The organism is Aquimarina sp. AWH4_224 (assembly GCF_056160245.1).
In genome coordinates this window covers 243543-256126 of record NZ_JBSWWU010000009.1, presented here as the reverse complement: position 1 = coordinate 256126, position 12584 = coordinate 243543, and the positions used below count along the sequence as shown (strand labels likewise).

The following is a 12584-nucleotide window of genomic DNA, read 5'->3' as shown; positions in this document are numbered from 1 at the left end:
AAAAAACACCACTGGATAATAGTGGTGCGTTATGACCTTAAAAAAGGTAATGAAATGTATAACATGAGATGTTTTATCTAAGAACGTCGCTGTTGATTTTTTTTGTTTGGCTTAGATTCCGTCGATTTTTTACTCGTTTTAGAAGCTCTGGATAAGGTTGAATCACTGCGGACAGAAAGTAATCCGGTAGAAGTTCCTCCTGTAGGTTCTATCAGTAGTCCATCATATCTGCCTTTCCATAATTGTCGTTTAGTAGGTACATCATTTTGATGGTTTGTATCTAGATTTGCGAGCGCTTCTCCCTGCAATCTTTCTAACCTATGAGCGTCTGATTCTATCTTAGGTTTTTTGTGTACATTCACTTTGTCCTCTAGAATATCTCTATTCATTTGAGAGAAATCAATGTTATCTCGCATTTCTGGATTGTGCGCTTTAGTTTTTTCATTGGTTTCATTGCGTACTACAACAAAATCCGCTATTTCTCCATCATTATTTTTTTGTTCCAATTCGGTCTTTTGTGCTTTTAGGTCTTTTACTTTAGCTGCATTTCTGAAAAAGAAGCTTTTACCTTCCTCTTTTAATAGTTCTCTTTTTACTTTCATCATGTCCTCACCTCCTTGTTCAACTTCCCGCAAAGCGGCTTGTATGTTGTCTCGATTCTCTATATTCGTTTGGTCTAATGCTTCCTCTCTATCAGAACCTACAGCTGGAGCTGAGGGCATTAACATACTGTTTCGTGTTAGATCTGTTCGTGTAGAAAGATAAAGATTGGGATTTTGTCTATTTGTAAATGCTTGATCTAGATCTGGAATGTTATTTAAAACATCCATGTTATCGTTGTTTTGAACGTTGACATTGTTATTTCTGTTTCGTCTTCTTCTAAAAATGGCGTCAAATATTTCTCGTAGTTTTTTCATGACTTTTAAGTTTTAGTTTTTTTTGAGTATCCTTGTTTACACGTTTAAAGTGTATGAGCAGTTATTTAGGTTTGCCGGCTTTGCAAGATCTGCTCTCAAAAGGCATTATGATAAGATATGATTCCTTATTCATTATTTATATGGCTAATGTATATAGGTAATTATCATTATGAACGTAGAAAGTAATAGATGGTACGAATGAGGTAATAAATGGTTAGAGATAGAGATTTTGAACTAAATTTAAGTGCCTTATTGATCTAAAAGAACTTTTAATAGTATCTCTTTGAGAGTTTTTTTATACTTTGTTTATCCATCAGTACGAATCAATCGAGGTTTCCATAGCGTACTGTATTTCGTATTCATGTTTATCTCTTGTGTACGGTATAGAAATATATGGAGGAGCAATCAAAATAGCTTACGTAAATGGAAAATAGGGAATGAGAAGGAGAGTATACTAAAAAGCACCACTATTATTTAGCGGTGCTTTTGTCTAATTTGTACTATGAAAATTGATAATATAGATCTGTCAAAAAACTGTTCTTTTGAAAAAGATAAATCTAGAAATTCAACAGTCTAGGAAAGATATTAGATATGGTTATTCGAGAAACCTCCTGGTTTAGGTGTTTTTCCTTTTTTTGATTTTCTAAATGGGTTACGAGGAAATATGTTTCTATTTTTTTGTCCTTTTCTATCAGGACCTTTTGTAAATTCTAATAATTGGGTGTTTTCTTTTTCATCCTGTTTCGGTACTTCTACTTCTCGGGTTACTGTTTCACGAAGTTCCACAACACCCTCTGTTGTAGGTTGGAGATTGACTTCCTCTCGTACTGGATTGAGATTTCTTTCTTCAGTTAGTTCGTTATCATTATTGGTAACGGGAGTCGGTTGAGTTGGATTTTGCCAAGCGACATTGATGGAATCCATTATATCTGGATTTGGATTATCATCATTTTGAACTAAAACATCTGGAATGCGTGGGTTAAAATAATCACCAACACTATTGTATATTTCTGTAGAAATACCGCCAGTTATTAAGCTTGTACCTGAAGCAATCCCCTGACTTACATTACTGAAAAAAGTACCTATAGGTTTTCGCCAACCTAATACAGTTGTAGGGTGTAATCGGTTATAATACCATTCTTTTACTTTATTATATCTTTCCCGTGTTTTTCTCCAATGTTTAGGTTGTCTGTTTGGGTTTAATCGTTTTTCTTCCTTTTTTGCGATTTTAGCAATCAATTTGGCCTGTTTTTTTGCTTTTCTATAGGGGATAATCTTATTATTAATAAATGAATTTATGATAGATGCTCCCGGGAAAACACCAACAACACCTCCTATTGCCCCTCCAATAGCCGCACCCCCAAGGGTACCCATTCCAGGAAATAAGGCTGTTCCGATAGCAGCACCAATTAGAGTGCCCGTTGCTGCTCCAATTCTAACAGATCTTCTTTCCCATTTTTTCCAGCGTTCTTTTACCAGTTTATCCTGGGTTTCTAATAGCTTTGCGTCATCACTGGTAATGGGTTTGCGTAAATCTTTTATTGCTTTTTTAAGAATTTCATCATTGCTTAAATCATCTCCTTCTGGGTTTTTGATCTTTAATTTTAAGGTGTTTAGCTCCAGTAATTCTTTAGATAATATTTTGTCCATCTCCTCTGAAACCTTGCCATTATTAGGTTCATAATTGGCGACAAGAGACATAGCGGCGCTCTTTTTTTCTTCAATATTTTTTGTTAGGAACTCTATTTTAGCTAATGTCTCTTGTTTTATCTTTTCTGGATGTAGTGCATCAATAGCTTTTTCTTGCCACAATCGTTCTCTTCTTTTTTGAGTTTTTATCATGTCTTTTGGATCGCTCGATCGTTCCTGATTGTAGATTTCCCAAAAAAGTTTTCTTCTGGTTTTACTTTTTAATTGCAAATCGTTTAATAGTGCCATAATTACCTGTTTTTAAAATGAATGATACATTAATGATGATACTAATGTATATTGAGAAACATGCGTTTCTTAATTAAAAGTAATTAATGGGAAGAATGGGGTAATAAATGGGAAATCAAGAGTATAACCCCATGCCTAAAAGATCAGAAAAGGGATATGTTGATTTTTATGATATGTTTAATCAGTATAGAAAAGAAACTCTAAATCGCACGCAAATAGCGGAATAGTAAATTATGGATTGACCAACCACTTATTTTTTCAATCCATTACGAGTATGTAAAATGAAAATAGCTGTAAACCCAAACACAAAATTCCCGTCGTTAAAGTTAAAATTATTAGGGGTTTGAGTGATAAAGTTATGTTCTTCTACACCTTGAGCATTAGTCATCTGGAATTGTAACATCACATCGCTAAGTTCCCAATTCACTCCAAGAACAAATGCATCGTAAGTATCTCTGGATTCTAATGGGTTGAATAGATGGTAATATTCTGAAACTATGGATATGTGGCCACCAACTTTATATCTGCCTCCTATACCTAATGCAAAATGATTATTAGGATCTTCTTCAAAGTTGGAACAAGCTCGATGGATAAAAGTAGGGGAGAGTTGTAAAGAGAATTGTGAGGTAATCTTTCTAGACATCAAAAGTTGACTTGTAAAAGAAAGTTTATCACCAAAGGTATCACTCTTAGGAACATCCCGGATAGAAGGTCTTTCACTTTGGTAAGCACTATTTTGTAATAATGTAATGGTAAAAGGGAATCCCTTTTTTTGTTGCCGTACCAGTTTGTACTTTAAAAAACCGTCAAAAATACCATCCAGGGTAGTACCTCCAAGACCAAAAGTAAGTCGATCATTGATCCCATATTCCAGAGAAAAACGAGTACTCATCTTATCGGCTACAAAGCTTTGTATATCTGCGTCAGCTACATTCCAAAATCGATTCCTTGCTCCGATTTCCAGTACTCCTTTTTGTAACGTTTTTGTAGAATGACCAATAGAAATTCTTGATGATTTAAATACTGCAGATTCAAACTGTGGAGGATCTGTATAAGATTCATTGAGCTCATCCAATAAGCTTTGGGCTTGCATACCATTTCCAAAATATACTAAGACTATAAAGAAGATATATATATTAGATTTCATAAGCCTGATATTCAAGTCTAAATGTTACTGAGATTGTTTTAGCAATATTTGGAGCTAATAAAGGAGGAATTTTAATATCGAAATCTTTAACAGTAAGATCGAATTCTCCAGCTAAGATATATTTGCCATCCGCATATTCAATATTGGTTTTAATCTCTATATCTTTAGTAATATCCCGGATGGTGAGTTTGCCTTTGATCAATTTGGTTTGGAAAGTAGTGTTGGTAGGATCAAAATCCACAATACTTCCTTCAAAGGTAGCTTTAGGAAATAAATCAGATTCGATATAGCTCTCGTTAAAATGTTCACGCATTAATGCCTTTTTGAAAATAAAAGCATTCATCAGCATACTTATAGCTATTTCATTTTTATCAAAATCGATAACGCTTAACACCTGATTATTCTTGGCTTCAATGTTTTCTACATTGGTATAGGAAAAAAAAGTGACCTGCCCCTGTCGAGTTATATATCTATTGGATGTATCATCACTAGTGCTAACCGATGCCATTAACAAATAACAAAAAAATAGTAGTTTATTCATCTCTTAGGTATAAATACATTCTTTAGAAATAGTAGCTTACTTTTAAAAAAAACGCTAATCTCTTTTAAGTATTTTGGTTGTTATAAGGTTAACTAATATGAAAAGGGGGATATATATTGTGTTCTTTTATTCGTTGGACCAAGAAACTTATGGTTTTGGCACCAAATATACCTATCACAATTTTGGCGAATTTAAATAAATTAAATTTAAGAATGGACGTAATTACCAGTGTATAACGTGAACAACAGGTTTTCTGGCAGAACAATGCGTAGACAATCCAACTTTAGGTATAGACAATGTGTAGACAACAGGGAAAGTCAATTAAAACAAAAGATTGACCATAAGAGAATTACGGTTTTTGTAGTTAAAACATGACTTCTTTATCAACAAATAGTCAAACTCATGATTTTTTATTCCTTATTAATTAAATAATTCAGGTTCAAGTTATTCTCTAATTATTCAGGGAAAGTTGCAAATGAGTTCTGAAGTTTTTCATGGAAATTTCAATTTACCTCATTAAAACAATAGGTTTGTGCAGTTTTTACGAAGAAGGGTTTAATCTTATAACATGTAAAAAGATGTTCCTGTTTTTTTGGGTATTTATTTGAATTAGAGTTGGTTTTCTTTAGGACAACAATCCTCTACTTTTTTTTCTAAATCTTGTATTTTTTGATTTAGAGTATTAATATGCGGTTTCATTTCTTCTACAGTATATCGTTGTTGAATATGTTGTGGGCAATTAGCATCCCAAGCGGTTACTTTAATCTTTATAAACCGTTCTACTTGAGAACCGTATTTTTCGTCATATAAAAACTGTAATTCCGGGTCATTTTTATCAATTACTGTTGCTTCTCCCCATATTTTAATTCTAGTTCGATTAGGATAATCCATTAAGAACAGATGTACTTTATTATTGTCGTCAAAATTTCCTACAGAAATGTATTGTCGATTACCCGAATAATCAGCAAATCCTAAATGGTGCTCATCAATTATTTTTAAAAACCCTTTTGGCCCTCCGCGATGTTGAATATAAGGTTGTCCATCTGCATTAACCGAAGCCATATAGAAAGAGTCTCTATCTCTTATAAAAGGCATAATCATTGTGAGTTTTTGTTGCCAATCGCGTTTTTCAGCCATTTTTTGGTAAATCGCTCTAGACCCCATTTTTTCTTGCTGTTTTTTGACGGATTCACTAAAAGCGATATCACTGATAAATTTTTTAGGCATTTTTAATGCTTTTATGATTTAATCGATATATAATTTTTAATACTGTTATTCTAATCTTAGACTTCTACTATGGCAGCAGTTCCCATTCCTCCTGCAGTACAAACGGATACCAAACATCTACCGCCTCCATTTTCTTGTAAAATCTTTGCAGCACCTGCCAATACTCTTGCTCCTGTTGCTGCAAAGGGGTGTCCAATAGCCAAGCTCCCGCCTTTGATATTTAATTTACCTCTATCTATTGATCCTAGTGCCTTTGTAGCTCCTAATCGATTTTTGGAAAATTCTTCGCTTTCCCAAGCTTTAAGAGTAGCTAGAACCTGTCCTGCAAAGGCTTCATGGATTTCATAAAAATCAAAATCTTGTAGAGTTAAGTTGTTTCTTTTTAACAATTTAGCCACGGCGAGGGTAGGAGCCATCAGTAAGTCTTCTCCGTATACATAATCAAAAGCAGCATTTTGAATATCTGTCAGATAAGCCTGTATTTCGTAACCGTTGGCTTCTGCATAGGCCTCAGAAGTTAAAAACACGGCAGAAGCACCATCAGTAAATGGTGAGCTATTACCTGCAGTAAGTGTTCCAGTAGGGGTTTTGTCAAATGCAGGAGATAACTTAGACAGTTTTTCTAAAGAAGTATTGCCACGAATAATAGTATCTTTATTATTACCCTTAAAATTGATTACAAGATCTTCATAAAAACCTGCCTGGTATGCAGCTTCTGCATGCTGATGGCTTACTAAAGCCAATTCATCCTGTTCTTCTCTGGAGATATTCCAGTTTTTCACGGTTACTTCTGTATGATCTCCCATGCTTAGATTAGTTCTGGGCTCATTCACGTTAGGGTAAATAGGTTTGAACATTTTTATCCAATTTGTTTTGAACACCTTTCCTAATCTTTTTCCGAAAGAACGACTATTGTTAATGTCTATTAAGTCATGGGCAAAATTACGACTCAAAGCAAGAGGGGTATCACTGTTGGTATCACTTCCTCCGGCAATACCAGCCTCAATTTGTCCTAGCGCAATTTTCATAGCAATGGTATTTGCAGCGTCAAGACTAGTGCCACAAGCACGAGAAATGAAATGAGCTGGTGTATGTGGGTCTAAAGAAGTGTTTAGTACATTCTCCTTGGCCCAATTCCATTCTCCTGGATAGTGGATTAATGTACCTAATGCAACATCGCCCAACTGTTTTCCTTGTAGTTGATATTTGTCTACCAAACCATTTAGGGCAGCTGACATCAACTCACTATTACTTACTCTACTGTATGTGCTAAACGATTTGGCAAAAGGAATTCTACTACCTCCTATAATGGCTACTTTTTTGGTCTCATTTCTCATAATCTTAAGTTTTAAGTGGTAAAATCTTACGTTTGATCAATTATATTGCTACAGTTTCAATTTTTATTTCATTCTGAAGCGTTTTATGAACAGGACATTTATCTACGATTTCCATTAATCTTGAACGTTGTTCTTCTGACAAGTTACCAGATAATTTTACATTCTTTTTGATAATATGCACAAAACCATCTTCTGAAGAACAATCAGCACAATCTTTTGAATGAATACGTTCCTGGGATAAACTCACTTCTATACTATCCAAATCCCATTGTTTTCGGTCTGCATACATCCTTACGGTCATCGTTACGCAACCACCCAATGCCATGAGTAAAAAACTATATGGGTCTGGGCCTTGATCCGAACCATAAGGTAGTGGTTCGTCTCCAATGATTTGATGTGTACCATCGTTAAAAACAGTTCGATACTTATCTTTTCCTATTTTTGCTGTGACTTCTTTCATGATTTTGCTTATAATTTTCTTACAAATATTCTCATCTTTTGAATAATTTCATTTCCATCCTCCTCTAGAGCAAAGTGTCCGGTGTTATAAATGTTATAATCAATGTTTTTGACATCTTTTTTAAAGGCAACTGCACCACTCTCCGGGAAGAACAGGTCATTTTTTCCCCATACAATCAATAAAGGTGGTTGATTGTCTCGTAGGTATTTTTGCCATTTTGGATAGAGCGTTAGATTGTTTTGATAGTCATAAAACAAATCGATGTTTACTTCGTGAGAGCCGGGTCTGGAAAGTCTAAGATAATCTAAGTTCCAATTGTCCGGATTTACATTTTCCTTATTACGGGTGCCATGCGTATATTGCCATTCTAATCCTTCTAGTGAAAAAGCTGGTAAACAAGCCGCTTCTGTCTCTGCATTTCGGTTTGCCCAAAGTGCTCTTATACCTGCCCAGGCCTCACCTAATCCTTCTTCGTATGCATTACCATTTTGATTAATTATTCCTACAACTCGTTCAGGATGAGCAGTAGCTATTCTAAATCCTATGGGAGCTCCGTAATCCTGGATCATAAGTACATAGGACGTTAGTCCCTTTTTTTCTAGGAATGTATTGATCGTTTTGGCTAAATTATCAAAAGTATAGGTGTATTCTTTTTTAGATGGAAAATCACTGTTTCCAAATCCTGGATAGTCTGGTGCAACCAGATGAAATTCGTCTGATAGCTGTGTTAATACTTTGCGATATTGATGAGAAGAAGCAGGGAACCCATGTAGTAAAACAATGGTTGGATTATTTGGATTACCGGCTTCACGATAGGCTACGTTTACACCATCAATATTCATTTTTTTATACGCGATAGTGGGATTTGTTTCCTTTTTATCACCATTAGTTTGATGTTCTGTACTTATTTCAGTTGCATTTTCTTTATTGATGTCGCTTTGGTTAGCAGGTTGATTACAGGCGACTATGACTAGTAGTGCCAGAGCAGTTAGCATTAAGTTTTTCATGTTTTCTATTTTTTAATGGTTTATAGTTTTTGGTTATAATTTTCGATCCGATGCGTTGATAGCTAGATCGTTGATGCTGGCATATCTTTTTTTCATAAGTCCATTTTCATCGAATTCCCAGTTTTCGTTACCATAAGCTCTAAACCATTGGTTATCCTTATTTCGATACTCATATTCGAATCTTACGGCTATTCTGTTATCTTTAAATGCCCATAATTCTTTTTTTAATTTATAGTCTAACTCGTTTTTCCATTTATCGGCTAGAAAAGCTTGTACTTCTTCTCTGCCATTAATAAATTGATTTCGATTACGCCACTCCGTGTCTAAAGTATATGCTTTGGATACTTTTACAGGATCTTGACTATTCCAGGCATCTTCGGCCATCTGGATTTTTTGTTTTGCGGTCTCTTCGTTAAAAGGAGGTAAAGGATGTTTTTGTTCCATAATTATGATTTATTTTTTACCGAACGAACGGTAAATAATTTGGTTAAAAAATTTTATACTGTTATGTATCTGTTTCTAATTTTTTGTAGGGTGTTTTCAAATATTTTTAAATCGGATAGTCCTTTTACCAGTATAAGACTTCCCTGAATTTCTACTAAGGTTTGAATGGCTTCTTCTTTAGCTTTAGACGGAGAAATTTGAAATGTCTTACCAACAATTTCAAAAACTTCAATCCATCTTTTCATCCCATTTTCAATTTGTGTCTGAAAAAGTTCTAGGCCTGATTTCATCGATAACGCACGAAAAACGCAAACCTGCTCACCATTATTATAAAAATTTCTTATGCTATCCAATCCGGCTATCAAACGTTCTTCTGGTGTTCGACTTTCGTCTAAAAGAACTTTGAAAATATGAGTTTCTACCCATTCATCAACATGAGATAACACAGCTTCGGCCATTTCTTGTTTACCATTAGGAAATCTATGGTACAAGCTTGCTTTTTTAAGACCTGTAGCCTTGGCAATTTCGGCCAGGCTTGTTCCTTCATAACCTCGTTCACGGAAGACTTCCGTTAACTTAGTGATCATATCGATGTCCAAAACTTTTTGTGGTCTCATGGGACAAATATACAAAACACATTAAAGTTACCAAACGTTTGGTAAAAAACTTGTTTTTTCGATTTCACACCTCTGCATTAAAATTACTTTATTCTAGTCAAAAGCATTTGCTTGAATTGACTTCTAATACGTATTTTGGAATCTATTTTGTAAATAGCCATGACAAAGTTGTAACATAGTTTACTTAGAATCCGTTATATAGTTTGAGAATCATTAATTATTATAAAGATTGAATAAAACTGTATTAGATGTTGCAATTATGGCCAGTGGAATTGTAGGGTATTTTATAAGTATCTCTTTGGTCACCACTTCTTTTTATAGAAATCGTGCCAACAACTATCTTTCACTATCATTGTTCTTACTCACCAGTTTGACCTTATTAGGGTGGTTTGATGTAGTAGATACGGTTTTAGAAGTCTTAGATAATCCAGTATGGGAGTATCTGTGTGGAGTTACTCTATTTACTTATTTTCTAATTCAAATGCAACATGAGTATCTTCAAAAAAGTTGGTATAAATGGCTTTATCTTCCTTTTATAGCTGCTTTCATTATAGAGACTATTCTTTATGTAAACACTGTTTTTGACTTTTACGATTCAGAATATTATGATTTGGTGTTCTTCATTATGGATAATACTTCATTTGTGTACAATGTATTTTTAATTTTTTGGGGGAGAAAACTAATAAAAGACGCTGCCATTTCGGAAGATAAAAAACGTTGGTTATTACGATTGAACCTTTTCATAATAAGTATTATTATGTGTTGGCTTTTGTCGAGTATAGAGTTTTATATACTCAATTCAGAATATGCTACAAATTTGATGTGGATAGTGCTTTCTATCTTATCATGGTGGATATTGTATTACGGAGTATTTAGACTGCAGATTGTTGTTCAAAAAGAAGAAATACACCAATATTTGGTTGCAAAAACGACAAACGGTACTCAGATCAAAAAGAAAATAAACGAAGACACTGTTTCTAAAATCACCAACCAGCTATATGTATTAATGGAAGAGGAAGAGTTATACAAAAACCCTCTTTTGAGTAGGCTGGACTTAGCCACACAATTAGAAACAAGTGAAGGGTACATATCCCAAATTATCAATCAAGAAACCAATAAAAGTGTCATCCAATTTGTAAACGAATATAGAATTGAAGCTGCCAAAGATCTGTTGCATAATCCAATATTCAATAAATATTCTCTCGAAGCCATTGGGATGGAGGTAGGTTTTAAATCTAAGAGTACATTCTATAGCGTCTTTAAAAAGAGTTTGGGGATGTCTCCGGGGGCTTTCAGAAAACTTCAAAAAGGTCCTAATTCGTAAAACACTTACGTTTTAGTACTTCTTGAGCATCAAAATCACATATTTATTTTTTTGATACACATACTTTTATACGAGTTAATCAAAAAGATATATAATGATAAAGTCATTCCAAAAATCAATTCGTTTTTTTTTCATTTTGCTTAAAAACATCAACTTACCCAGGGTGATAACAGGAAGTTTGGTCTTTCTGCTATTTTTTATCGTATCCTGTCAATCTGATGATGATGATACCGTTTCATCCGGAGATTCAATAGATGATGGATTTTGGGAAGTAGCCGAGAAAGGTTGGGTATTCGAATTTACGAACGGCACAGATGTGTTTTACAATTTTAATTCGGCTGGATGCGCTATACAGGATGCCAATTTTGTACCAGAAAATTTTTTCGGATTTACCTTGGATCAAGTGAATGAAAATGAAATAATTGGGACTTCAGAGCTATCAGATTCTGAAATCATATTTACCAGGGTGCAAAATCCGAATCCAAACTGCCTTCCAGATATGATTTCTGAAACCGAAGATCCAACGGTTAATTTTGATCATTTCTGGAATATTTTTAATGATTACTACGCCTTTTTTGAGGCTAGGAATATCGATTGGTCTCAATATGAAGGTTTACGAGATCAAGTTACAGAAGAAAATTTTTATGATGTGATAGAAGAGCTTGCCTATGTATTAGAAGATGGTCATGTAAGCATTTTTGATGAAGAGAATAATGTGGAAATTAATTCTGGAGACCCAAAACTATTAGAAAGACTAAATGCGAACTTAAGTGGAGAACTGCTCATAGAGAGTGAAACCGATTATTCAAATCTTGTAGATCAAAAAGTGAATACTATAATCGGGGAATACTTAGGAGGCAATTTTGAAATAGATGATAATCAGAGAATGGTATGGGGGATGATTGGTAATGATGTTGGATATATCATTATCGGATCGATGGAAGGATATGGAACAAGTTTTGACAATGAATTGACAGCTTTAAATACTGTGTTAGACCAAATGATGAGTGACCTTGAAGAATCGGGGGTTTCTAAATTGGTTATTGATATGCGTTTTAATGATGGAGGGTTTGACACGGTAGCGCTGGATATAGTATCTCGATTTGTAGATCAGGAACGGGTATCATATTTCAAAAAAGCCAGACTAGGGGATGGTTTTACAGAAAATATGCCCTTTTCAGTGGGGCCTAAGGGCAATTTCCAATTTACCGACGATATTGTATTGCTCACAAGTCCTTATACGATTAGTGCGGCCGAGCTTTTTACACTATGTATGAAAGATTTACCGTATGTCACCATTGTAGGAGAAAATACGAATGGTGCTTTTTCTACAATTCTCACTCATATATTACCCAATGGTGCAGAAGTAGGGTTGTCTAATGAAATATATAGTGATGCACAAGGCGAAGTGTTTGAAGTAGTTGGAATAGGACCCGAAAATCAGGAAAATCAAGTGCCATTCTTTTCAACTATAGATTTTCAGGAAGAAAAAGATAGCGGAATCGAAAGGGCTTTGGAATTATTAAACATGTGAACAGGTAACATAACAATGGTTTGAGGAACTCATAAGTATATTCTCGTACAATGAGACATATTTCCTGAGTGTCTATAAAGGTTCAGGGATG

12 protein-coding genes are annotated in these 12584 nt (G+C 34.5%); 2 read left to right on the top strand and 10 right to left on the bottom strand.

What is annotated here, in order from left to right:
• Window positions 1-77: 77 nt before the first annotated feature.
• The 10 genes from ACXAGJ_RS18465 to ACXAGJ_RS18420 form a co-directional block, all read right to left on the bottom strand.
• A complete protein-coding gene (locus ACXAGJ_RS18465) occupies window positions 78-917 on the bottom strand; it encodes a hypothetical protein (protein ID WP_474841809.1) in 840 nt (279 codons plus the stop codon).
• A 585-nt stretch (window positions 918-1502) separates the two neighbouring features.
• Complete coding sequence (locus ACXAGJ_RS18460) at window positions 1503-2855, bottom strand: hypothetical protein (RefSeq protein ID WP_474841807.1); 1353 nt, start codon at window positions 2853-2855, stop codon at window positions 1503-1505.
• Window positions 2856-3105: 250 nt separating this feature from the next.
• Complete coding sequence (locus ACXAGJ_RS18455; RefSeq protein ID WP_474841805.1) at window positions 3106-4002, bottom strand: DUF5777 family beta-barrel protein; 897 nt, start codon at window positions 4000-4002, stop codon at window positions 3106-3108.
• The gene (locus ACXAGJ_RS18450) at window positions 3992-4543 is read right to left on the bottom strand and encodes a YceI family protein (protein WP_474841803.1); all 552 of its coding nucleotides are present in this window, start codon (window positions 4541-4543) and stop codon (window positions 3992-3994) included. Before ACXAGJ_RS18450 ends, ACXAGJ_RS18455 begins: the two co-directional genes overlap by 11 nt.
• A 609-nt stretch (window positions 4544-5152) precedes the next feature.
• Complete coding sequence (locus ACXAGJ_RS18445) at window positions 5153-5770, bottom strand: pyridoxamine 5'-phosphate oxidase family protein (RefSeq protein ID WP_474841802.1); 618 nt, start codon at window positions 5768-5770, stop codon at window positions 5153-5155.
• Between the two features lie 56 nt (window positions 5771-5826).
• Window positions 5827-7107 (bottom strand): acetyl-CoA C-acetyltransferase, encoded by a 1281-nt coding sequence (locus ACXAGJ_RS18440; RefSeq protein ID WP_474841800.1) that lies wholly within the window; start codon window positions 7105-7107, stop codon window positions 5827-5829.
• Window positions 7108-7147: 40 nt separating this feature from the next.
• Window positions 7148-7567 (bottom strand): OsmC family protein, encoded by a 420-nt coding sequence (locus ACXAGJ_RS18435; RefSeq protein WP_474841798.1) that lies wholly within the window; start codon window positions 7565-7567, stop codon window positions 7148-7150.
• 8 nt (window positions 7568-7575) lie between these two features.
• Entirely contained in the window at window positions 7576-8574 is a 999-nt protein-coding gene (locus ACXAGJ_RS18430; RefSeq protein ID WP_474841796.1) for an alpha/beta fold hydrolase, read from the bottom strand.
• Window positions 8575-8607: 33 nt separating this feature from the next.
• On the bottom strand, window positions 8608-9018 hold the full coding sequence (locus ACXAGJ_RS18425) for a DUF1348 family protein (RefSeq protein WP_474841794.1): 411 nt from the start codon (window positions 9016-9018) through the stop codon (window positions 8608-8610).
• Between the two features lie 53 nt (window positions 9019-9071).
• Complete coding sequence (locus ACXAGJ_RS18420) at window positions 9072-9635, bottom strand: TetR/AcrR family transcriptional regulator (RefSeq protein WP_474841792.1); 564 nt, start codon at window positions 9633-9635, stop codon at window positions 9072-9074.
• 229 nt (window positions 9636-9864) lie between these two features.
• Here ACXAGJ_RS18420 and ACXAGJ_RS18415 point away from each other — a divergent pair, with 229 nt between their 5' ends.
• Window positions 9865-10959 carry a helix-turn-helix domain-containing protein gene (locus ACXAGJ_RS18415; RefSeq protein ID WP_474841790.1) on the top strand — a complete coding sequence of 365 codons (1095 nt, stop codon included), beginning with the start codon at window positions 9865-9867 and terminating at the stop codon, window positions 10957-10959.
• Window positions 10960-11053: 94 nt separating this feature from the next.
• Complete coding sequence (locus ACXAGJ_RS18410) at window positions 11054-12493, top strand: S41 family peptidase (protein WP_474841788.1); 1440 nt, start codon at window positions 11054-11056, stop codon at window positions 12491-12493.
• Window positions 12494-12584: the final 91 nt, after the last annotated feature.